Genomic DNA, 22,279 nt, shown 5'->3' on the forward strand with positions numbered 1-22,279 from the left:
ATGAATGACGGTTTACAAGAACTCCTTCCGCCGCAAGCGATGGCGGGACAATTCGATATCGACGATCCGGTCGATATCCTGCACGAGCAGACCAAGTTCCATCGCGCCACCATGGCGGGCCAGGTCAAGCACATCGTGCGCTATCTGCGCCATCCGGCCTTTATCGCGCGCGGCGCGGCGGGCTACAACGTATTTACGTCTTGCCCGCGGATCGACTTGCCGGAGCCGACGCTGGACATCGGCAGCCTGGCCGGCGCGATGGCCGACCGCAAAAGCGCGCGCGGCTTTGCCGGCGCGCTCAGCCTGACCGAGCTGTCGAGCCTGCTGCACCATTCGCTGCGCGTCAATCGTTACAGCAGCAGCAATGCCGCGCCCCACGTCAAGCTGGCTTTTCGCGCTTATCCGTCGCCGGGCGGGCTGTATCCGACCGAGTTTTATTTGTTCCTGAATCAGGTCGAAGGCGTCGCGCCCTGCATCGCGCACTACGATGCCCGCGGCCATTGCCTGCGCGTGTTGAAGCCGCAAACCGGCAATGCATTCGCCAGCGCCGAGGTGCAGTCGGGCGAATCGGGCATGCAAGCGCCGGTGGTGATCGCGATGACCAGCGTGCCGCAACGCGCCACCGCCAAATACGGCAGCCGCGGCTACCGGATGGCGCTGCTGGAAGCCGGCCACGCATCGCAAAACCTGTGTCTGGCGGCGCAAGGCCTGGGCCTGGGCTCGCTGGTGTACGGCGCTTATTACGACGACGAACTGGCGGCACTGCTGGATATCGACGGCGTTACCGAAACGGTGGTGTCGGTCATGTTGATCGGTAAGGAAACGGTCCAGACAGAAGCGGCAGGCAGCGAGTCGGCATGAGTTTGAATCCGATCAAATCGCTGCTGCCGGACAGCGCTGCCGCCGGACATCCGGCTGCGGCCGCACCGAACCTGCGCTCGACCGCGTTCGACTTGCTGCGCCATGCCGCAGCCGGTCAGCGCGAGCAAGCGCAAGCAGTGCTGGAACAATTGTTCAGTCTGCGCGGGCGCTTTCCCTCCTATCCGCTATTGCAAGACATCGTGGCCGGCAAGCAGCCGTGCCGCCAGAGCGGGGCGCTATTCGTGCTGGGAGAGCAGCCGCTGACGGCTGTGATGCAGCGCAATTTCGACGACGCCATCGCTCAATGCCAGGCTTTCCTCGGATTGCCCGTGCCTTGCATCCTGTTGCAATGCAAGGCCGAGAGCCGGGATTTGCACTTGACGATCGAGAGTTTTCCGGGGCTGGCGCTGTTGCGCTTGTCGACGCTGTCGCCAGGTTTTCCCGACGATTTGCGCCAGGTTCAGTTTCACGAGATCGCTCATTGCTTCGTCACTTGCGGCGTGCGCTTGCTGGATGAAGGGCTGGCCCATTTGTTCGCCAGCCGCTTTGCCGGCGCCAGCTTGCCGGCCGCCAACCTGGATTTGTTGCCATCCATGCGCGCCTTGTTGAGCCGCAGTTCGGACAGCATGTTCGGCGAAAGCGTCGACAGCAATGTGGACGTTTATCGTTCGGCATGTCGGGTCGGCGCCGATTTGCTGGAATCCATTTTCGCGCTGGGCGGCGCCGAGCGCATCACGCGCCTGTTTGCCGACGTGGCGCGAGCCAGTTCCGAGGCCCATATCGTGCATCTGGTCGAGCAGGCCAGCGGGCAGTCGTTCCCAGCCCCGATAACAAGCGGCGCGCCGAACGCGGCGCAAGCGGAGCTGATAGCGCAGGCGCGGGCGGCGATGTTCACCGCATGGATCAACAAGAACCCGGCCGACCTCGACCACAGCATCCAACAACTGGAAGCGGAAGCGGTGTTTTCAGAGCCGGCCTTGCTCGACAGCCTGATCGGCGCTCAGCTCAACCGCGCGCTGCTGCAAGTGAACTTCGCCACCAAGCCGAGCCGCGAGCAGGAAGCGCATCTGGACATGTTGCTGAAGGCGGCCGAATGCCTGCCGCCCGGCCGCCTCTGGCTGTGGCGCGGTACCCGGGCGATCCTGGCGATTTTGCTGGCGCGACCCAACATCATCAAGGTCGCCAGCGCCGGCCAGCAAGCAATCAACGCCTTCAACAAAGCCGTGCAACTGATACCGAACGATCCCGATCTGCTGGTGCAGCATGCGTCGCTGCTGATGAATGCCCCGGCCGAATACGGCGGCGACCGCGACCTGGGCGTCAGCAAATTGCGGCAGGCGATGCAAGACCCGGTCTATCGCGAGCATGCGCGCCACATCTTGATCGAATACGGCGTAGAGCAGGCCGACCCGGCCGAAGAAGCAGTCGAGCAGACGGCTGAAGTCGCGCCCCCGGTCGTCGACGCACCGCCATTGATCGAAGTCGCCGGCCTGGAGCTCAAGTTCTCGCCGGCCTTTACCTTGCAGCCCGGTCCATTCACGCTGAAGCGCGGCGAAAAGATCGCGCTGGTCGGGCGCAACGGCAGCGGCAAGTCGATGCTGATGGAAACCTTGCTCGGCCTGCGCCAGCCGGACCGCGGCACGATACAACTGCACCTATCCGATGCAAGCCAGCAGCACAGCGTCGACCGGCGGCAACAGATCGGCGGCTTGCTGCAGGGCGCAGACTTCCCGGCAAAGATAAAAGTGCGCGAAATCATGGCGCTGCATCAAGCCATTTATACCCGCACCGAAGCGGCGGTCACCCGTGCGCTGGGCCTGGAAGAATTGGCCGAACGCTTCTGGCAGCAATTGTCGCGCGGTCAAAAGCAGCGTGTGATGCTGTGGCTGGCGTTGTCCCATGTGCCGCAGCTGGCTTTCCTCGACGAACCCTCGCTGGGCCTGGACGAGTGGTTCTTGCGCGCCTTGCGCGAGCTGCTGGCCAAGCTGCCGATCAGCCTGCTGATCATTTCGCATATTCCTTCCGACTTGCTGGGCATGGATCGCATCCTGTGCCTGGATGGCGGCAAGATCGTCGCCGAAGGCAGCCTGGCCGAGCTGATGACGCGCCGCGTCGGCAGCTACAAAGGCCAGGTGCGGCAAGCATTGTCGCCGGAGTCCGAACTGGCCCTGCAAGCATTGCCCGACCTGGTCCAGCCGCCGCGCCAGCGTGATGGCGTGTGGGAAATGTACGGCAGCCAAGGCTTCGACAAAACCTTCCGCCATTTCATCGACCAGCATAGGGTGACGTCCTTCAGCCTGGAGACTGCCTCGGTCGAAGACTTTCTTGCCGACGTTGCGCATGACGATATGCCCATGATTGAACCAAGATGAAAATACTGCTCCACCTTGTGCGCGCCGACCTCGCCATGTTTTTGCGCGGCCGTCTGGCGCTGTTCTGGACTTTCGCCTTCCCGCTGTTGATGCTGGTGATGCAAATGGCCTTGTTCGGTCATGACGTCAAACTCGGTCCGGTATCGCTGGCGCTGGTCGATCTCGATCGCAGCCAGGTCAGCCAAGACTATATGCGCCAGCTGAGTGCAGGTTTGCGCATGCAATCCAGCGTAGTCTTCAATCTGCTGCCGGCAGAGCAGGGCGCCAGCGCCGCCGGTGCCGACCTCACACTGACCATCCCGGCTGGCTTTGCCGCCAATGTCAGCGCCGGCCGCAGCACTTTGATGGCACTAGGCGGCAAGCATACGGCCGGCCCCAGTTATGAAGCGGCCTACGGCATGCTGCGCGGATTCAGCGACGCCTACAACCTGACCGGCTTGCAGGCGCCGCCGCGGGTCACCTTGCCGATGCCGGCCGAGAATGGCGGAGCAGGCAAGCAGGATGGCGAGCTCGATTACCGACTGTTCCTGGTGACCGGGCTGGCCGGCATGATCATCCTGTCCACCAGCCTGATGGGGTTCGCCGCGCCGTTGGTGGCTGCGCGCGAAGGCGGCATGTTCCGCATGTATCAACTGTTCCCTATGCATACCGGGATCGTGGTTGCCGCCTGGTGCTTGTCGCGGCTGCTCATCATGTTGCTGGCGAGCCTGTTGATGTTTGTCGCGGCCTGGGCCATTTATGGCGTCAGGATCAGCGCCGGCGGCGCCGAGATTGCATTGGCGATTGGCGTGCTGGCCTTGGGCTCGGCGGCATTTCTCGCACTCGGCTTGCTGATCGCGGCGCTCACCAACAGCGTTGCGGCCGCCACCATGTTGTGCAACCTGCTGTATTTTCCTTTGCTGTTTTCGGGGAACCTGATGATCCCGCTCGGCGGTTTGCCGAAAGGCGCCCGGGAAGTGCTCGACTGCCTGCCGCTGAATGCGATGATGGCCAGCATACGGCGCTGCCTGACAGTCGGCATGGATTGGAAAAGCGACGCCTATAATCTGGCAATCCTGCTGGCGATGCTGGTTGCCTGCCTGGCATTCGCGACCAAACGATTCACCTGGATGCCGCGCGAGTAGGCACCTCTAAAAACCTACTGCGCGGCCCAATCTCGGGGCTGTGATGCTCACCGTACCTCCGTACGGCTGCGCTTCTCGCCCCGACCTTGGGCCGCTCGCTACGGTTTTTAGAGGTGCCAAATAGTGAATAAGAAATAGATGAGCAAACAATGAGATTCGGAAATGCGTATTAAAAACCAAGCCAGCATCATCGCCATCGTGCTGGCCCTGCTGACGGCGGCCGTACTGGCAGCCGTCTTTGCCTGGCCGTCCCAGCCTCAGTCGCAACCGACCGGCAGCGCCAGCTTGACCGTCAGCGTGAGCGGCATCGCCAACAACAAGGGCCAAATACTGGTCGCCGTGTGCGACAAAGCCACCTTCCTGAAACACTGCACGCACGGCGCAATGGCGCAGCCGGCGCCGACTGTTGAACTGCGGTTTCCGCAATTGACGCCGGGCGACTATGCGGTGATGGTGCTGCACGATGAAAACGGCAATCACGTCATGGATAAAACCGCCAACGGCATCCCGCTTGAAGGCTACGGTTTTTCGCGCAACGCCAGGGGCAAGTACGGTCCGCCCAGTTTCGAAGATGCGATGGTAGCGCTCAAGCCGGGTCCGACCAGGATCAGCATCGAGCTGGTTTACTAAACGCGGGATTGATTGAATGACAGCCATCCTCGAAGTCAATGCCATTTCCAAGCATTACCGGCGCGGCGACGAACGCATCGTGGCGCTGGCCGATGTCTCGTTCCGGATCGAACAGCCGACCGTGACCGCGGTTGCCGGTCCGTCCGGCAGCGGTAAAAGCACCTTACTGAGCATGCTGGCGCGCTTCGATCAGCCCGATAGCGGCCACATCATGATCGACGGCGCCCGGCTCGACAGCATCGCCGAAAGCGGGCTGGACCAGTTCAGGAACCGCAAGCTGGGCTTCGTGTTCCAGCAATTCAACCTGGTCAGCGTCTTGAGCGCGGTAGAAAACGTCGAGCTGGCGCTGGCGCCGCAAGCGCTGCCCAAACAGGAACGACGCAGCCGCGCCATCGCCGCGCTGGAGATGGTCGGCATCGGCCACCGGCTGTCGCACAAACCGACCGAACTGTCGGGCGGCCAGCAGCAACGGGTCGCGATCGCCCGTGCTCTGGTCAACCGGCCGCGCTTCGTGATCGCCGATGAACCGACCGGCAGCCTCGACAGTAAAACCGCCCATGAGCTACTGGACCTGATAGGCAGGCTGAACCAACAAATGGATACCACCTTCATCATCGCCACCCATGACGTCAAGGTCATGCAAATGGCGCACCGCGTGATCCGGCTCGAAGACGGCAGGTTGATCTGATGGCGCAATGGCTGACACTGGCGCAACGCAATGTCATGCGCAACGGCCGCCGCTCCTTGCTGCTGGCCGGCACCATCGCGGTCGGCACCTTGGCGCTGCTGCTGTTCATCGCCTACATCGCCGCCGGCCTGGACGGACTCAAGGAAAGCACCATCAGGAGCGGGCTCGGCCATGCTCAGCTGGGCGCGCCGGCGCAGTTCGACGGCTATGCCGAGCAGCAATTGCAGTTCGGGCTGGAGCGCGCTGACCTGACCCGGCTTGAAACCGTACTGGGACAGGAATCTCATGTGCACCGGATCGTGCCGCGCCTGCTGTTTAGCGGCCTGGTGTCGAACGGCCCGCGCACCCTCAACTTCGAAGGCACCGGCGTCAACCCCGACCGCGAGCGGCAAGCCTTCGGCGCCTTCCAGACCTTGGCCGCAGGTGTGCCGTTGAGCAGCGCGCCCGGCGCCCGCTATCAAGCCTTGATCGGCAAAGAGATGGCGCGCCGGCTGGCGGTCAAGCCCGGCGATTCGATCACGCTGATGACCACCACCGTCAACGGCAGCATCAATGCGATGGACCTGGAAGTGGCGGGGCTGGTCGCAACCGGCGTCCCCGAGGCCGATCTGTACCTGTTGCAACTGCCGCTGGAAACCGCGCAAGAGCTGCTGCGCACCAGCAAGATCTCTACCGTCACCGTGCTATACGACGACACCGACCAGGCGACCATCGTCTCGGATCGCCTGCAGCAACGCCTGGGCCCGCATACGCAACTCAAAACCTGGCAGCAACTGGCTCCGCTGTACGCGCAAGTGCTGGCGCTGTATCGCAATCAATTTGTGGTATTCGGCATCATCATCGGCATCATCGTGTTCCTCGGCGTCGCCACCATGACCCTGACCACGATTTACGAACGGGCGCGTGAGATCGGCACCTTGCGCGCGATGGGGATCTCGCATGTGGCGATCCGCCGCCTGTTCGTCTACGAAGGCATGCTGCAAGGCTGGCTGGGCGCGCTGACCGGCGGCTTGCTGGCCTGGCTGACTACGCTGCTGATCAACGCCGCCAGAATAGAAATGGCCGCGCCGCCGGGCCGCAATGTCGGCGTCCTGCTGAACCTGATGTGGGTTCCCGCCTACAGCGCCGCCATCATGTGCGCGTTGCCGCTGATCGCGATGCTGGCCTCCTGGACCATCAGCCGCCGCATCAGCCGCATGCCGATCACGCAAACTCTTTCGATGAACTAGGGCCTGTTGATATATGTCGTCAAAATTTCTCTGCCTCCTTCTGCTGTGCAGCGTCACCGCCGCCAGCCATGCCGCTCCATCGCCGCAAGACATCCTGCGCCAAGTCGACCGCTACCGCCTGCCGCTGAACAGCTTTGAGGCATCGGTCCGCATCACGCCCGAGCAAAACGGCAAGGAGCAAGAGGCCGGCACCTATTTGATCCGCGGCGCCAACCACAATCAAGTGCTGGTCGAAGCCACCAGCATCGACCAGCGCGGCCAGAAGTTCCTGACCACCGACAGCGGGCTGTTCTTTTATGCCCCGCGCACCAAGCGCGCGATCCGTCTGACGCCGCTGCAAACCTTGCGCGGCAAAGCCTCGATCGGCGACCTGGCGCGCATCAGCTTCGAGCATGACTACAGCGCCGCGTTGACCGAGCTGCCGCCGCAATCCTGCGCCGACAACAACTGCCTGGCGCTGGAACTCAACAGCAAAAACGACGCCGCCACCTACACCAAAATCACGCTGGTGGTGCGCCAGCAACGCGGCCAGTATCTGCCGCTCAAAGCCATGCTGTATGTGGCCAGCGGCAAGCTGTTGAAGATCGCCAAATTTGACGCCGCCAGCGGCGGCTTGCCACCGACCACCCACTATCTCGACCCGCAAGATCCAGGCGCGGAGACAAGGGTGGTATTCGAGACCATCAACGCCGTCGACTTCCCGCCCAACACCTTCAACCCGCGCAGCCTGGAACAATGAGGGCAGGGCTTCAGGCATGGTGCTGCGGCTTGCTGCTGGCAGGCGCGGGACAGGCACAAGCGCAAGCAGCGCAAGACTGGGTCGGCGGCTTTGTGCTGGCCGATCAAGAGCGCATCGGGCTGCGCAGCACGCCGCTCAATGTCGACAACTTCGCCCGCATCGCCCAAACCAATACCGACCTGATCGGCCTGCTCGAGGGCAGCTATCAAGGCGTCAGCTGGCGCACCCGGCTGGCCGCGCAACGCACCGATATCCCCGAACAGCGCAGCCATACCTCGGTCACGCTGCAAGAGCTGAACCGGGTCTTTCGGCTCGGCGATCAAACCACGCTGTCGCTCGGCAAACGGCTGTACTCGCTGGACCCGTCTTACGTCATCCAGCCTTTGGGATTTTTTCAAAAGCGCACCGATCTGAGCGACCCGGTCGACGCCCTGGCCCAGTCCGAAGGCGTGCCGATGGCCGTGCTCAGCTGGACCGGCGCCAAGGCCAGCCTCGCCGCGCTATATAGCAAGGATGTCGGCAACGATGCCGACGGCTTCAACCGCGGCGTCGAGCAATCGGTGCTCAAGTTCGGCTACGAATTCGACCAGCTCAGCGTCAGCGCCCTGGTGCGCCGCGCCAACGGCGAGGCGGATGGGGTAGGGGGCACCGTGAGCGGCGCGCTGGGCGAGACGCTGTCCTATTACGGCGCGTATTACAGCGCCAGGGGCACCCAGCGGCCTATCTTGAATAGCTTGCTGGATGCATCGGCAACAACTCCGCAGCTGGGATTTTTTCGCAGCAATGACGGCCGGCGCTATCAGCGCTTCACGGCCGGCTTGATCTATACGCCGCAGGATTTGCCTAAGGTCCAGCTTGAATATTCCTACGACGGCCGCGGCCTGTCGGCGTCGCAATACGCGGGCCTGCTGGAGCAGATCCAGCGCAATCAAACAGCCCCGCTGCCGGACATCGCGATCAAGGCGCGCCAAGCCGTGCTGTCGCAAATGCTGATCGCGCAGGGCGCCAGACAGCGCTACCTGAGCCTGACCTTGTCGCAAACCTTGGCCGACTGGGATGTCAGCGGCGGCGTCTATATGAGCCTGGAAGATCGCAGCAAGGTTTGGCATGCGCTAGCCGAATACAAGATTTCATCGCGCCTGACCTGGATGCTGTCGGCGGTCCATCAAGACGGCCGCGCCAACTCGGAAAGAGCTTTGTCGCCGGTGGCCAACGTGCTGGCGACAAGGTTGCGCTGGTTGTTTTAAAGAGTGCGTGCGTCCGTTCGCCGGTCGATATTCACGTGGGGCGGAAAAGCGCAGCGTCTTCCGCCATGCATACCTCTGCCGCATATTTTGCGGTCGGTGCGGCGGATAACGCTGCGCTCATCCGCCCTACGGCTTGCCGGCCTTTTCACGCTCCAATTCCCCACGCTCGGCATCGAACATATTGAAGTGGTCGTCGGCCAATTTGATGCCGGTCAGCGCCAGTCCCTGCATCACTTCATTGTTTTTGGAAAGGTCGCGCATCGCCTTGAAGACGCGCAGCACGTCGGTAGCGCTGTGCATGCCAAGACAGGCGTTGTCGATGGCGCGATTGAGGTACACGATTGCGGGGGTAGCTGGGGATGGTTGCGACGGATTGTTGCCATGCATGCTGATCTCCTCGTACGGTAAATTTAACCGCCCTTCGTCGGGCGACGAAGGAGGCGGGCACAAAGTGGGCGTGAGAAACCGGAATAATTGAACCAAAAAACCGGCATACCCGAAGGTATTCCCACCAAGTGACCGCCATGGAAGACGAGCATTGATGGGGCAGACGACAAGAATCGTCTGCCCAGTTCAATTAATTACCGGTTCTCACACCGCATCGCGTACTTTCTGCGCGACGAGGGGAAGATAGCGCAGATTGTTGTTGGCGACAAGCCAACTTCAGTAATTTGAGCCGTTAATGGATCGTAGGTCGGAAAAGCGCAGCGCCTTCCGACGTGCCGCCGGCCGCTAAAAATACCAAGGACTTGACCGGCTGACGCGATTCACGCCGTCGGAAGGGTGAAGCAGGGGTTTCAGATGGCATGCCATCTGCCTGCGCAACGGTATCCGCTTGCAAGCGGATACGCGCCCTGCAAGGGCTACGCTTTTCCGACCTACATTTATCGACGTCGCGCCAACTAGATCGTAGGTTGGGCTGGAAAGCCCAACGTTCAGTCAGTTTCAATGTCATAGAAAAGTTCTAAGGCCTTTTCCCAATCCTGACTGGCATTATGTTTTGCAAAGTATTTCTTTCTATCCTCTATGCTCAGGCTCGCGAAAAACGACGAGAAAAAACAATCATCGTAATAAGCTTGAGCCCCTTGCATCGAACCGCCCCACCATTGCGGCTTGTAGTCAGAAAATGCGAGCCACGGGGGCGGCATAGAAAAATTACACTCAGCGAGCAAATTTAAAAATCTCACGCTATCAGTCACCAGTTTTATGACGACACCGCCGAACTCTTTCACGAGCAGATAGCACAATCTTTCGTCTGTTGTTATAGCCTTGGATTGCGTTACAACAGTGTCACTGAACACTCGTTTAGTTTCTGATTGAAAGTACGAGTCCACTCGCTTCAGAAAAATTTCCATCTCTTCTTTGTCGATCAATTGCGAGGCATAAAAGGCATGAATTCCAGCCGATTCCAAAGAGGATTTTTTCGGATAATTTTTCTGAAAACCTGGGTTGACAGTTGCACTCGTATTTTGAAAAAGATGCTGCAATTCTGACGGCGAATAGCCAAGTACTTGCTCTTTAGGCTCTGGGTTGAATATTTTTTTTATGCGATTCAAGAACGTCATTTAAAGCCCTCGGTGCATCAGCTTGGGTTGCTTACTTTAATCGACTTACTCCGAACCCGGCGGTCGGCGGCAACTCGTCCATTCGACTGGCAAAGCTGGGGAATTTTACCTTGAGACGATTATTTGGCGGGAATTGTCGGCGGAGGGCCAGTATGAAACTGCTCTCCGAGAATGGATGCCGACTCTCTGAGAATGAACACCGACTCTCTGAGAATGAACACCGACTCTCTGAGAATGAACACCGACTCTCTGAGAATGAACACCGACTCTCTGAGAATGAACACCGACTCTCTGAGAATGAACACCGACTCTCCGAGAATGAACACCGACTCTCCGAGAATGAACACCGACTCTCCGAGAATGAACACCGACTCTCCGAGAATGGATACCGACTCTCCGAGAATGGATACCGACTCTCCGAGAGTCAGCATCGAGTCTCCTAAAATCGAAATCTGTTCTCCGAGCATCAACGCCGCGCCAATTGGCCTAGCGGGCCCGCTCCCGGACAGCAATCGTCACAGTTGCCACGCCAAGCAAGAATCAAGAATCATTTCGTCCCGATTTGATAGCGCTATCCAAAGCCATCAATTGAAGCTGTTAGATCCCTCAGGTTGCGGACCTCCGTCTCGAAAATGCTTTGCCGCACGGAAATGTATTGTGTAATGTCTTACCCGCACCATTTGAAATCCCCCTCAAAAAAACCAGCTTTCTGCTGTCGCTTGTCGATCGTTATTGTCGATGCCGATAGCCGATGAGTTGGTGCGTGAATTAGTGCGAGGGATGTTGTTTAACCCATTCTTTATAGGAAGGTTTTTCAATCATGGAAGATCAGTACAGAAAATTAAAACTGTCGGTGAGCAATGCACAGCCTGGTACATACGTTACTGTGAATTTGACCGAGGAGGGTGCTGGGCCAGTTGCCTATAGCACCGGCCCTACACGCACCGGGTCCCCTGGCATCAGTATCAAAACTATTGGTGATACTTTGCCGCTGAATACATTCAACATCACACCTGCGCAAGTGAAGCTCGAGACACAGTCTGGTGGTGATGGTGGCGCCTTGAAATTCGACGTTGAGTTATATCTGTGGTCCAACAACCAGAGCATAAAGTACATCAACCTGGCTTCCAGCTCGGGTCCTGGTGTACAGATAATGGCCTCGGTTGATAATGCGACAGCGCTACCAGTCGGTACAACGCCCACCATGTTCAGGTGGGATATGACAAGAAGTAACGACTCCTGATTTTCGATCGTCCGCTGTATCGTGACACAGCCGGATATTCGCTTAAGTGTGGAGTCCGGCCAACATAATGTCAAAAAGGAGATTGGCTATGGGTAAGGAATTCACTATCAGATTCACCTTTACGGCGCACAACGTCACTGACACGCTGAGGGCTCAGCTGCACTTCAAGGACGACAATACAATTTCGCTAGCGGGCAATAAGCCGGTCCAGATTGAATCAACGTCGCCCCTGGCAGCCCTTAACGTGTGGCAAAAAAGGATGTTCGTGGAGGCCGCGTCGAATACTTCCGGCAACCAGCAATCGGTAACAATCACAGTGCCGATTAGCGCCGTAGGCAGCATTTTGCACGGCAATTTGCCGGGTTCCGATGGGGTGCTGGTTGATGTGAGATATCAGTTCACCGGTTACGATAATTCAGGCCGCATTGAGGTCGGCGACTTTGATATTGAATTTCCCAGCTGACGGCGAGAGCCATGGAGACCAAGGAAAAAGGCAATATCAAGGAGCCGGCGGGCGGCATCGGCCTGCCCGCGACAAAAACAGCGACGCCGAACGAGGAACCGCTTGCGCCGGCCCTGGAGATCAGCCAACTGATTGCCAACGAACGCAATGCGCTCTCCGACGAGGCGCGCCAGTTCCTTGATGCGCATCTGATCGCCAATCCCAGCCACGCGCTGAACGAGCGCTGCTTTCGCCAAACCCAGTCTTTCAAACCTGTCACCATCACGTTTGCCAATCTGCGCGCCAACAGCAAGGCGTTCTTGACCTTGCAGGCCGATCAGGAAGCGATCTGGAGCGATGGCGGCGAAGGCGAGCGGCTGGTCGGCTTGTCGTTGTCGAGCCGGGTTGACCCTGTTATTTACGTGCGCAATTTTCTGTTCAATGCGCGTGAAATGGTTTTGCAGACCTATAAGGATTGCCATGAAATCCAGATCGGCCTGTATCTGCGCACCGATCAGCGCAGCATCAAGGGCAGGGTCGATTTGCCGCCGGATGCAAGCGTGACCTTGCAATCGAATAGCGATCGCAGCACGGTCATCGGCATGAGTTCGTTTGCGATCGACCTGGATTGACACTCACAAAGGAAAGGCCGTTGATGATGACCCAGTCACCCGCTGAGCCACCGGAACCCGTCGCGCTCGCCGCAGAGCAGCAGGCAGGGACCAATCCCGAGCCGCTGCCCTTGCTGCCGGTCATATTGCAATTCAAGGATGTCGCTTCCAACTCCAATATCAATTTCACATTTACCACGGTAGGAGTGGTGTGGTCGTTAGGCGCCAGGTCGGGCGATAGTGTCGGGTTTTCGTACAACGTTGCGCCTGAGAGCGCCGACAGCGATTCCTGTATCAAGAAAATCGAATTCAACAATGCGGTGTTGTCGATCCGCACCGGCGAGGTCGACCAGGCCAGCAATGCGTTCACCTTGACGCTGTTTTTGCAAGTGGCCCCAAAAGTCGATTATCTGCAGGGCTACTGCACGCTCAACAACGAGGCGGTGGTGACGGTCACGATAGGCGCCCAGGGTGCGGTGCAATGGCGCAATGGCCGCATCAGTGCTGTGCTGGTGCAGCATGGAAAAAATTACCGCAAACTCAGCTTTATCGTCAAAGGCGCGCGGGCCGGCGTCAAGGTCGACTTAATGGTCAATGCGAAGCGAGGGCTGGGCAAGGTCAACTGGTCGCTGGGGCCGAATTTTTCTGACGCCGGCGGGGTCCGGCTGGCTAGTACGCACGGCGGGGTGTTGCCGCTGGCATCGATGTCTTATGGCTTCGATACGGTCTCGTTCATTACCGCGGCGCCTGCGGATGGCGCCACCAGCGGCAATGGCGGCGATCCGTTGGAGTTTTACCTGAACACCTATATTGCCTGGTATCCGGAGGACCTGAATTACATCTACCTGAGGACCAGCTGCGACAGCAGCGTGACGGTGTTGGCCCAAGTCGGAAACCGGCAGCCGCAGATCGTCAGCCAGACCGACACTGTATTTACGCTGTAGCGATGAGTCAGTTCAATAACGATGGCGGCCAGGTTTTGCGCAGCGTCAGCGAGTCGCTGCGCAAGCTGATTCGCCATTACATCCCGGAGTTGCAGGCGGAATCCGCAGTGGTGTTCGATTCGCCGGGCGAGATCGACAGCCAGGACGAAACCAAATTGTCGCTGTACCTGTATCAAACCGAGATCAATCCCTACCTGCGCAACCTGGCGCCCAGCCTGAGCCGGCAGGCCGGCACGGATAGTCAGCCGGCTGCGCTGACCGTGACGCCGAGTCCGCTGGTGGTCGATCTGCATTACCTGATGGTGCCGTATGCCAGGTCGGCCGAGCTGGAGCTGGTGCTGGTGGATAAGCTGATGCGGCTGCTGCATGACGTCGGCCAGTTGTCCGGCGAATGGCTTAGCCCTGTACTCAAGCGCAGCGGCAACGAACAGATTGCAATCGTGCCCGATGTCGGATCGAGCGAGACCTTGCGCAATATCTGGGCCGGTTTTCCGAACCATCCGTACAAGCTGACCAAGCTGTATACCTTGACGCCGGTGCGCATTCCATCGGAACTCAGCTTGCAAAGCGCGCTGGTGACCGAGAGCGATCTGGCCTACCGGAATCGGAATCTGCCATGAAGCTGAGCGCCGTGGTGCAGTTGATCGACGGTTTCAGCCAGGCGCCGGCGGTGGGTCTCAGGCCGAAATTCCTGCTCAACCAACAGCCATACGCGCCGTTGGCCAAGCCGCAGGCTTTTTATGCGTTCAGCGACCTGGAGGATGGCGACTATCAGCTGACGATCAGTTATCCGCTGTTCTTTGAACGGCAGATCAGGTTCGAGGTGCCGTTGCGCTTGCCGCTGGCGGACGCCATCGTTCCCTGTTATCTGGAGCCCAGCCCGCTGTACCCGTATCCGGCCGGCACCACGCTGATTCGGGGCCAGGTGCTGTGCGCGGCAAAGCCGCTGGCCGGGGTGGCAATCGGCGCCAACTACCAAAACTGGCGCGGCGAGCCGAAGAGCGCCGCCACGCAGAGCTCGGATTACGGTCAATACGACGGCCGCTACGCACTGGCGCTGGGCGGCAAGCTGGCCGCCGGCACGCCGGTGGATGTGAGTTTTAGCAAGGCAGGCTATGCGACCGTAGAAAAGCGACTGCTGCTGGAACCGGCAGCCATGCGGTTTGTGGACATCGAAATGCACAAATTATGATGAGGGAATGATCTTGGCAGCCTACGCTCACCCCGGCATTTATATTCAAGAAGTCCCCGGCGCCCGCAGCATACAGGGCGCCTCGACTTCGACCGCGGCCTTCATCGGCGTCACCGAAAAAGGCGAGTTCGAGAAGCCGACGCTGATCACCAGTTGGAACGCCTACCAGCGCCATTTCGGCGGATTGGTCTGGAACGGCATGGTGTCGTGGGCGGTGTTCGAATTCTTTAACGAAGGCGGCACCGTTTGCTACGTGGTGCGGGCTAAGGATGGGAACGGGGACGGGAAAGACAAACTCGCTAAAGGAAAGGCTGGCGACATTACGCTGACCGCAGTCACGCCCGGCACCTGGGCCAATATTCTGAAATTTGCGATCAGTAGCGCGAACGGCTCCAAGGACGACAAATCGCCGGTGTTCGACCTCAGCATTGTGGTCGAGCGCGATGCCATCGACAAACCATCGACCGACTCTTCCATCGATACCTTGAAGGCGTATGTCGCACAAAACAACCTGCAACCGCAACCTGTCGGTGACAAGTCTTATTACGTGCTTGAGACCCTCAACGGCTTTACCGAGGCAAGCATGAGCGAGGCGCTGAAAACCAGAATCGACGCTACGTCGATGTTCGTGCGTGCGGAGTTAAAAGCCGGTAGCAAGACGCGCCCGCCTAATGGCGTTACCCCGCTTGCTGGAGGCAAGGCGGCGAGCTGGAGTTTCAAGAGCGCCACCGAGACCTTGGACAAAGTGCAGGGAGTGAGTTTGTTGGCAATTCCTGATACGGTCAATGCGGTCGACAAAAGCGGCAAACCTAGTCAGCAGCAGCAAGCGACCGAGATTAATATCGCGCTGGGGTACTGCGAGAAAGTACAAAATCTGTTTTTCGTCAGCGACCCGCCGTTCGGCCTCGACGTCGACAAGATCGGCAGTTTCAAGGCTGGCAGCGCCACGATACCCGCGCTGAACTCCAACTATGGCGCCATCTATTACCCCTGGGTCTGGATTTACAACCCGATGGTCGGCGCCAATGTGCCGATCCCGCCGTCCGGCCCGGTGCTTGGGCGCTACGCCTACACCGACATCAACGTCGGAGCCTGGAAGTCGCCGGCCGGGGTCAATGACGGCGCGTTAAGGAGCGTGGTGCAGGTGCAAAGCCAGATCACCGATAACGAGCAAGGCCTCTTGAATCCGAACGGCATCAACGCGATCCGTAATTTCCTCAATTACGGCAACACCATCTGGGGCGCGCGCACACTGGCGGCGGCCGGCAGCGAATGGACTTATGTCAGCGTGCGGCGGTTGTTCATTTATGTCGAGCAAAGCTTTCGGAACAGCTTGCAGTGGGTGGTGTTCGAGCCGAACGACCAGCAAACCTGGGCCTCGGTGACGCGCGATGTCAGCGCCTTCCTGACCACGCTGTGGCAAGCGGGCGGTCTGTTCGGCGCGAGCCCGGCGGAAGCATTTTTTGTGACTTGCGACGCCTCCAACAACCCGCCCGAGACCCGCATGCTGGGCCAGTTGTACATCGATGTCGGCCTGGCTCCGGTGTTTCCGGCCGAGTTCGTGATCATTCGCATGTCGCAAAAAATCGCTGGTCCGGACTCCGGTTCTTAAGCAAGTTTTTTCCAAACCAACCTGATCCCGGAGCATCACCATGGCTACACAATTAAGCAATCCATACCGCGGCTTCCGCTTTCAATTGGAAATTTCGGGGATCCAGGTGGCGGCGTTTTCCGAGGCCACGATACCCGACAGCACGATAGAGACGGTCGAGTATCGGGAGGGCACCGATCCGGTATACAAACGCTCGCTGTCGGGGCTGAGTACCTACGGCAAGCTGAGCCTGAAAAAAGGTTTGACCGATTCGATGGAGCTATACAACTGGCACCAGCTGGTTGCCGCGCAAGGCTCTACCGCCAAAGGCGCGCAAAAAAACATCTCGTTGATATTGCTGGATGCCGGCGGCGCCGCCAAGGCACGCTGGAATGTGATCAACGCCTGGCCCAGCAAATACGAGAGTACCGGCCTGAACGCGGCCAGCAGCGACGTGATGGTCGAAACTTTCGAGTTGACCATTGAGTACATGACCAGAGTGACCTAACCAGGAGAAGCAAACATGGACGTAATCAGCACTGAAATCGAATTTACCCTGCCGCTCGGATATCGCGACAGCGACGGCAATCTGCATAAGAATGGCGTGATGCGCCTGGCGACCGCCGGCGATGAAATCCTGCCACTGAAAGACCATCGGGTGCAAAACAACCCGGCCTATCTGAGCGTCATCGTCTTATCAAGGGTGATCGTGCGCCTGGGCAGCCTGGACATGGTCAATACCAAGGTCATCGAGGATTTGTTTTCTGCCGATTTTTCTTATCTTCAGGATTTGTATAACCGCATCAACCAGGTCGAGAGTGACGACAAGGTGGTGCAGATGGAAAGCTTCGAGCCTTTGGGGAAGCGCGGCTCCCTGTAGCGCCCGACCAGCTATATGCGGAGATCGCCTTCATGGCATATCACTTTCATTGGTCGTACAGGGAGATTCTGGCTATGGAACATGCCGAGCGCCGCCGCTGGTGTGAGGAAATCAGCAAGATCAACCACACCATGAATAGCGACGAGCGGCAGAAAAACCTTCTTGATTTGGGAGCGTGACATGGCTATCGGATCCTCGATGCTCAAGGCCGGACCTCGCGCCAATCCGTTTAAATCCTACAATTTTTATGTGGAGCTGGGCGGCATCGTGGTCGGCGGCTTTACGTCGATCGAAGGGCTGCAATCGAAAATCGAAGTCAAGACCGTGCGCCAGGGCGGGGTCAACGATCTTGAATACAAATTGCCGGGGCAGGTCACTTACGTCGACCTGGTGTTGAAAGCCGGGATCACCGCGCTGGACCCGATGTGGTTGTGGTATCAGGCCAGCATGCGCGGCGAGATCAAGCGTTTGAACGGGTCCATCTATCTGCTGAACGACCAGGGCAGGCCCACAGTCAGCTGGAATTTCTACAATGCCTGGCCGATCGAATGGCAAGGGCCGAGCCTGGACGCCGCGCAAAACCTGGTCGCCAGCCAGAATTTTACGCTGGCGCATGAGGGAATCAAGAAAAATATCGGCGGAGGTTTTGCCTGATGGTGGCTCGGCAGCCGATTGCCTCGATGCGTTTGCCGTGCGCCGCCGGTAGCGGCTTGCGGCTGGTCGGCCAGCGTATCGGTTGGCCGGCGATTCATCCAGCCTTGAATCTGACGTTCCTTCAGCCGGCGCGTCCGGCATCAGTCGATCCGGCACCGCCTGCGCATTGGCTGCATTTGCTTTACCACTTGATCCGCTCCGTCGAATTGCGTATCGGTCGACCGGATATGCAACGGCGGCGCGAGAGCCATAGCGCGCCACGCTTGTCGCGTCCGGGTAGTTTGGCGCCGGGCTATCCGTTACGACGGCGCAAGCGCATGCAGCTGCCGTCGCGCATGCCTGAACGTCCGGTCGCGACCGGTCAGATGGGCGCTGCCGGCGTGCCGCACGAGAGCGGACAATCCAGCCTGTTTTATCTTTTCCGGAGCGCCGATGCGGCTGGCGTTACAGGCATGCGAGGTGGATTCGAGGGCGCCGCCCAACGCTTGGTGCTGCTTGCATCGCGCGCGCGATCCGAGCCATCGAGGCAATCATTGCGCGGCACGCGGCGACCTGCGCTTATACAAAATTTGATCGAACGCAGCCATCGCACATTCATATCGCCGTTTGTCATCGGCGCCGCTGCCGCCAGCGGACAGCCGCAGCAAACCATATCGCAGCGCTTGACCGAGCGCGGCAATCGCAGGCCTTACGCGACGCTTGCCGCCGACAGCATTGTCAGCGCCGGCCGATGGCGCAGGCAAACGTCTGGGCGGACGCGGCAATTCGATCTACAACAAAGAAGAGAACCGACCGCAGCGGCCACGCCAAAGTCGCGCGTTGCGCCTGCACTGCGATTCGTCAGCCGGCAGTCCGGACCGCTGCGCATAGCCCCGTCCGCCGCAGCGCGCTCGCAACAGTTGACGCAGACGCAGTTGCGGCAATACCGCTACCTGGCCGGGTCGGATGTTGGACGGCAGCGCGAACCTGGCGTAGCTGTTTTCCACGCACTACACCAGTTATTCCAGCGGCAACGGCATACCGGTCGCCAGCATGCTGCGCCGGCGCAGCAACAGGCACGCGTTGGCGGACGCCGCCGGCAGCGGCAAGACATCCGGCCGACCGCCGTTCTGTCAGCGCCGTCGCCGCGTAGTCTGGTCGCCGGCAACGGGCGCCACCGACCTTCCATGCTGCAGCACCTTTCGCAGCCTGGAGCTGTTGCGGCCGCCTCGTCCGCCATACCGGCCCCGGCCGCGGTAGCTGCCGCAGAGCAGTTGTCGCAACTCGGCCGCTACCGTCCCGGGCCTGCTTCGGCGTTGGCCTTCAGGCAGTCGAACCAAGTCCGGCAAGCAGATGTGCAACGCCAGATCGAGCGCATCGAACACACGGTGCACACCAAGGTGGTGCGCGAGATCATGCATCACAGCCACAGCCAGCAACAAGTCCGCGGCGCGGTGGAGGATGCGTTGTTGTCGCCGCAACTGTTGCAGTCGCTGGCGCGAAAAATTCACGCCACGATAGAACAACGCGCCGCCATCGATCGTTACCGTAAAGGAGGACGCTGATGCTGGAGATGGCCAAGATCGTGGTGCAGCAAACCGGCGAGGAAATCCCCGTCATGTACAACCCGACCGAACTGTCGCTGAACAAGACGGTGATGTTGAAAGGGCATGGCTCGCAGATCCAGTTTCAGCGGGTTGTCGACGACGACTTGACGCTGTCGCTGTTTTTCGATACCTACGAACAGCAAACCGATGTGCGCGCCAAGACCAACAAGATCGTCGCGCTGACCCAGCCGACGGTCGGTCATGCCGAACGGCGCGAACCGCCGGTCTTGGTATTCACCTGGGCCGGTCCTTTATTCGTCGGCATGATCACCAAGCTCGACCAAAAGTTCACGATGTTCCTCAGTTCCGGCATACCGGTCAGGGCGGAACTGTCGGTAACCTTCAAGGCGGTGCTGACGGCGGAGGAGGATCAACGGGCGCAAGGCAAGTTCAATTGCCGCCAGCTATGGCAGGTCAAGGAAAACGATCGCCTATACCTGATTGCGCAGCAGGCGCTGGGCGACCCCAATCAATGGCGCCTGATCGCCGCTGCCAACCAGATTGACGATCCGTTGAATTTCCCCGGCCGCACCGATATCGGACGCATGCTGGTGATTATCGACACCCACGGCGAGTCGTTTAACGAGGTCGCTAATGCTTAGCGTAAAAACCGGAAGCTTCAGGATTTTGAAGAACAATAGCGCCTTGCCGATGTCGGTGATGGCGGCAATTCAAAGCGTGCGGGTCGAACAAGAAATCAATGTGCCGACCATGTTCAGCTTTACCTTGAACAGCGTGGCGTCCGGCGGCGGCTGGCAGGACATCAACCTGGACCTGTTCAAGCCGGGCGACCAAATCACGGTGTTTCTCGGCCTCGACATGACGCAGCAAATGGTCAACGGCGAGATTACCGCGATCGAACCGCATTTTGGCGAATACTCCAGCGTCACCATCCACGGCTTCGACCGCCTGTACCGGCTGCAATTCGGCACGCGCAGCAGGACCTACCGCGATATGAACGACAGCGAGATCGTGGCGCAGCTGGCACGCTCGGCGGGCTTGACCGTCAGGCCGGAAGGCAACCCAGGCCTGAGAGTTGGCTATGTTCTGCAGAACAATTTATCCGATTACGATTTTCTGCTGGGGCGTTGCGAGCAATTGAATTATGAATTGCAGATGGACGACACCACTCTGGTGTTCCGGCCGTCGGCCGCCGGCGCCAGCGCCACCAAGTCGCTGAACTATCCCGACGACGCCGGCGAGATCAGCCTGATCCTGAGACTGCCCACCATGGGACAGGAGGTCAGCGTAAAAGGATACGACGTCACATCGAATAGGGTGCTGACGGCGACGGTGTCGTCCGGCACCGCACAAGGCAAGATGGGCGGCAAGCAAAGCGGCTATCAGCTGGCGCAGGATTTCCCGACGTCGGCTATGCAGCTTGAACGCCCCAACATCGACACTCCGGAGGCATTGCAGCAAGTCGCTGCTGCGCAGTATCAGCGCCACCTGAATCAATTCATCGAAGGCCGCACCAGCGTGCTCGGCGATCCCGGCCTGGTGGCAGGCGTCAACGTCAAATTGAGCGGCCTGAGCCCGCGCTTCAACGGCATCTACTACATCACGGCCAGCGTGCATCGTTACGATGTCAACGACGGCTACCGGACCGATTTGAAACTCAGGAGGAGCGGCATATGACGCTGAATCAAGCACTTTCTTCAGGCGGCCTGGCGCTGGGCGTGACCATCGGCACGGTCGCCGACACCAGGGACAAGGAGGGCTTGGGCCGGGTCAAGGTCAGGTTCGTTTTGAAAGGACAGGATATCGAATCGGACTGGCTGCAGATCGTCAGCTGCTCCGCCGGCCCTGGCTACGGCGCGTTTTTTTTGCCGCAAGCAGGCGATTCGGCGCTGCTGGCGTTTGCCGACGGCGATGCCAGCAAGGCGTACGTGCTGGGGTTCATGTGGAACGGGCAGCAAAAGCCGCCTCTGGAGAAGTCCCAGCAACAGGATGTGCGCGTGATCAAGAGCCGCGGCGGCAAAACCATCATGCTGGACGACTCCGATCGGGGAAACATCACCATCGTCGATCAGCGCAACAATCGCATCGTGATCGATACCGCCAGCGACAAGATTTCCATCAGCAGCGAGGGCGACCTTGAGATCAGCGCCAAAGGCCGGCTAACCATCAGCGGCGCCAAGGTGATTATTCAAAATACCGCCGGCAGCGTCAAAGCCGAGTTGTCGGATGCCGCCATGAAGCTGCAAGGCGGGCAGAGCATCAAGCTGTCGGCCGCGATGATTGACTTGAATTGAAGGGACGGATATGGGACAAGGTGCAGCCAAGCAGGGCGACAGCATCGTCAACAGCGCGGACATTCATATCGTGATGGTGCCGAGTCCGGGCGGTCCGGTGTCGACCCCGCAACCGTTTCCGTTCAACGGCAGGATTGTGCTCAACACCAGTCTGAACGTGCGCATCAATAGCCGCCCGGCGGCCACAGTCGGGTCGATGGCGCAAAACATGCCGCCGCATATCCCTGCCAACGGCATGTTCCAGGTGCCGCCGACCAACCTCGGGCGGGTCGTGCTGGGCAGCATGACGGTGCGCATCAACGGCCGGCCGGCGGCGCGCGCCGGCGATATCTGCGAGACCTGCCACGACATGCCGCCGGTCGGTCCGCAGGCGCCGCCGTCGACGGTGCAGGTGCTGGGCCTGAGTACCGTGAGGATAGGCTGACG

The 22,279-nt window shown here is 59.5% G+C and carries 26 protein-coding genes and 1 pseudogene; 24 read left to right on the top strand and 3 right to left on the bottom strand.

The window, feature by feature from the left end; genetic code table 11:
- From ACFPM8_RS16375 to ACFPM8_RS16410, 8 genes are all read left to right on the top strand, one after another.
- Window positions 1-861 carry a SagB/ThcOx family dehydrogenase gene (locus ACFPM8_RS16375; protein ID WP_378998928.1) on the top strand — a complete coding sequence of 287 codons (861 nt, stop codon included), beginning with the start codon at window positions 1-3 and terminating at the stop codon, window positions 859-861.
- Window positions 858-3,233, top strand: coding sequence for an ATP-binding cassette domain-containing protein (locus ACFPM8_RS16380; RefSeq protein ID WP_378998930.1), 2,376 nt, complete (start codon window positions 858-860; stop codon window positions 3,231-3,233). The genes ACFPM8_RS16375 and ACFPM8_RS16380 overlap by 4 nt, the downstream gene beginning before the upstream one ends.
- Complete coding sequence (locus tag ACFPM8_RS16385) at window positions 3,230-4,357, top strand: ABC transporter permease (RefSeq protein WP_378998931.1); 1,128 nt, start codon at window positions 3,230-3,232, stop codon at window positions 4,355-4,357. Before ACFPM8_RS16380 ends, ACFPM8_RS16385 begins: the two co-directional genes overlap by 4 nt.
- Window positions 4,358-4,519: 162 nt before the next feature.
- Window positions 4,520-4,987, top strand: coding sequence for a DUF2141 domain-containing protein (locus tag ACFPM8_RS16390; protein WP_378998933.1), 468 nt, complete (start codon window positions 4,520-4,522; stop codon window positions 4,985-4,987).
- A 16-nt stretch (window positions 4,988-5,003) separates the two neighbouring features.
- A complete protein-coding gene (locus tag ACFPM8_RS16395) occupies window positions 5,004-5,675 on the top strand; it encodes an ABC transporter ATP-binding protein (protein ID WP_378998935.1) in 672 nt (223 codons plus the stop codon).
- Window positions 5,675-6,904 carry an ABC transporter permease gene (locus tag ACFPM8_RS16400; RefSeq protein WP_378998937.1) on the top strand — a complete coding sequence of 410 codons (1,230 nt, stop codon included), beginning with the start codon at window positions 5,675-5,677 and terminating at the stop codon, window positions 6,902-6,904. The genes ACFPM8_RS16395 and ACFPM8_RS16400 overlap by 1 nt, the downstream gene beginning before the upstream one ends.
- Before the next feature lie 13 nt (window positions 6,905-6,917).
- Window positions 6,918-7,643, top strand: a complete 726-nt coding sequence (locus ACFPM8_RS16405; RefSeq protein ID WP_378998939.1) for an outer membrane lipoprotein-sorting protein — start codon at window positions 6,918-6,920, stop codon at window positions 7,641-7,643.
- Window positions 7,640-8,890 carry a hypothetical protein gene (locus tag ACFPM8_RS16410; RefSeq protein WP_378998941.1) on the top strand — a complete coding sequence of 417 codons (1,251 nt, stop codon included), beginning with the start codon at window positions 7,640-7,642 and terminating at the stop codon, window positions 8,888-8,890. The genes ACFPM8_RS16405 and ACFPM8_RS16410 overlap by 4 nt, the downstream gene beginning before the upstream one ends.
- Window positions 8,891-9,016: 126 nt before the next feature.
- Here the strand turns inward: ACFPM8_RS16410 and ACFPM8_RS16415 are convergent, their stop codons facing one another.
- The 3 genes from ACFPM8_RS16415 to ACFPM8_RS16425 all read right to left on the bottom strand — a co-directional run bounded on the left by ACFPM8_RS16415 (window position 9,017) and on the right by ACFPM8_RS16425 (window position 10,886).
- On the bottom strand, window positions 9,017-9,277 hold the full coding sequence (locus ACFPM8_RS16415) for a hypothetical protein (protein WP_378998943.1): 261 nt from the start codon (window positions 9,275-9,277) through the stop codon (window positions 9,017-9,019).
- Between the two features lie 548 nt (window positions 9,278-9,825).
- Window positions 9,826-10,455, bottom strand: a complete 630-nt coding sequence (locus ACFPM8_RS16420) for a hypothetical protein (RefSeq protein WP_378998945.1) — start codon at window positions 10,453-10,455, stop codon at window positions 9,826-9,828.
- A 119-nt stretch (window positions 10,456-10,574) separates the two neighbouring features.
- Window positions 10,575-10,886: a hypothetical protein gene (locus ACFPM8_RS16425; protein WP_378998947.1), complete on the bottom strand. Its 312-nt coding sequence runs from the start codon at window positions 10,884-10,886 to the stop codon at window positions 10,575-10,577.
- A 389-nt stretch (window positions 10,887-11,275) separates the two neighbouring features.
- Between ACFPM8_RS16425 and ACFPM8_RS16430 the strand changes: the two genes are divergently transcribed.
- The 16 genes and pseudogenes from ACFPM8_RS16430 (at window position 11,276) to ACFPM8_RS16505 (ending at window position 22,277) form a co-directional block, all read left to right on the top strand.
- On the top strand, window positions 11,276-11,698 hold the full coding sequence (locus ACFPM8_RS16430) for a hypothetical protein (protein WP_378998949.1): 423 nt from the start codon (window positions 11,276-11,278) through the stop codon (window positions 11,696-11,698).
- An 88-nt stretch (window positions 11,699-11,786) separates the two neighbouring features.
- Window positions 11,787-12,161, top strand: a complete 375-nt coding sequence (locus ACFPM8_RS16435; RefSeq protein ID WP_378998951.1) for a hypothetical protein — start codon at window positions 11,787-11,789, stop codon at window positions 12,159-12,161.
- An 11-nt stretch (window positions 12,162-12,172) separates the two neighbouring features.
- Entirely contained in the window at window positions 12,173-12,772 is a 600-nt protein-coding gene (locus ACFPM8_RS16440) for a hypothetical protein (RefSeq protein ID WP_378998953.1), read from the top strand.
- A 23-nt stretch (window positions 12,773-12,795) separates the two neighbouring features.
- Window positions 12,796-13,695: a hypothetical protein gene (locus tag ACFPM8_RS16445; protein ID WP_378998955.1), complete on the top strand. Its 900-nt coding sequence runs from the start codon at window positions 12,796-12,798 to the stop codon at window positions 13,693-13,695.
- Window positions 13,696-13,697: 2 nt separating this feature from the next.
- Window positions 13,698-14,315, top strand: coding sequence for a Pvc16 family protein (locus ACFPM8_RS16450; protein ID WP_378998956.1), 618 nt, complete (start codon window positions 13,698-13,700; stop codon window positions 14,313-14,315).
- Complete coding sequence (locus tag ACFPM8_RS16455; protein ID WP_378998958.1) at window positions 14,312-14,887, top strand: carboxypeptidase regulatory-like domain-containing protein; 576 nt, start codon at window positions 14,312-14,314, stop codon at window positions 14,885-14,887. Before ACFPM8_RS16450 ends, ACFPM8_RS16455 begins: the two co-directional genes overlap by 4 nt.
- Before the next feature lie 7 nt (window positions 14,888-14,894).
- Entirely contained in the window at window positions 14,895-16,499 is a 1,605-nt protein-coding gene (locus ACFPM8_RS16460) for a phage tail sheath family protein (RefSeq protein WP_378998960.1), read from the top strand.
- 40 nt (window positions 16,500-16,539) lie between these two features.
- On the top strand, window positions 16,540-16,986 hold the full coding sequence (locus tag ACFPM8_RS16465) for a phage tail protein (protein ID WP_378998962.1): 447 nt from the start codon (window positions 16,540-16,542) through the stop codon (window positions 16,984-16,986).
- Window positions 16,987-17,001: 15 nt separating this feature from the next.
- Window positions 17,002-17,358: a hypothetical protein gene (locus ACFPM8_RS16470; RefSeq protein WP_378998963.1), complete on the top strand. Its 357-nt coding sequence runs from the start codon at window positions 17,002-17,004 to the stop codon at window positions 17,356-17,358.
- Window positions 17,359-17,369: 11 nt separating this feature from the next.
- A pseudogene (locus tag ACFPM8_RS16475) lies at window positions 17,370-17,537 on the top strand (DUF6760 family protein); the annotation flags it as partial.
- Between the two features lies 1 nt (window position 17,538).
- The gene (locus tag ACFPM8_RS16480) at window positions 17,539-18,012 is read left to right on the top strand and encodes a phage tail protein (RefSeq protein WP_378998964.1); all 474 of its coding nucleotides are present in this window, start codon (window positions 17,539-17,541) and stop codon (window positions 18,010-18,012) included.
- Window positions 18,012-19,556 carry a hypothetical protein gene (locus ACFPM8_RS16485; RefSeq protein WP_378998966.1) on the top strand — a complete coding sequence of 515 codons (1,545 nt, stop codon included), beginning with the start codon at window positions 18,012-18,014 and terminating at the stop codon, window positions 19,554-19,556. The genes ACFPM8_RS16480 and ACFPM8_RS16485 overlap by 1 nt, the downstream gene beginning before the upstream one ends.
- Window positions 19,556-20,200 (top strand): CIS tube protein, encoded by a 645-nt coding sequence (locus ACFPM8_RS16490; RefSeq protein WP_378998968.1) that lies wholly within the window; start codon window positions 19,556-19,558, stop codon window positions 20,198-20,200. Before ACFPM8_RS16485 ends, ACFPM8_RS16490 begins: the two co-directional genes overlap by 1 nt.
- The gene (locus ACFPM8_RS16495) at window positions 20,193-21,236 is read left to right on the top strand and encodes a phage late control D family protein (protein WP_378998970.1); all 1,044 of its coding nucleotides are present in this window, start codon (window positions 20,193-20,195) and stop codon (window positions 21,234-21,236) included. Before ACFPM8_RS16490 ends, ACFPM8_RS16495 begins: the two co-directional genes overlap by 8 nt.
- A complete protein-coding gene (locus ACFPM8_RS16500; protein ID WP_378998972.1) occupies window positions 21,233-21,853 on the top strand; it encodes a phage baseplate assembly protein V in 621 nt (206 codons plus the stop codon). The genes ACFPM8_RS16495 and ACFPM8_RS16500 overlap by 4 nt, the downstream gene beginning before the upstream one ends.
- A gap of 10 nt (window positions 21,854-21,863) precedes the next feature.
- On the top strand, window positions 21,864-22,277 hold the full coding sequence (locus ACFPM8_RS16505) for a PAAR domain-containing protein (protein WP_378998974.1): 414 nt from the start codon (window positions 21,864-21,866) through the stop codon (window positions 22,275-22,277).
- The last annotated feature ends 2 nt before the right edge of the window (window positions 22,278-22,279 follow it).

It is taken from the genome of Paraherbaspirillum soli, from assembly GCF_042654985.1.
In the GTDB taxonomy this organism is placed as follows: domain Bacteria; phylum Pseudomonadota; class Gammaproteobacteria; order Burkholderiales; family Burkholderiaceae_D; genus Paraherbaspirillum; species Paraherbaspirillum soli.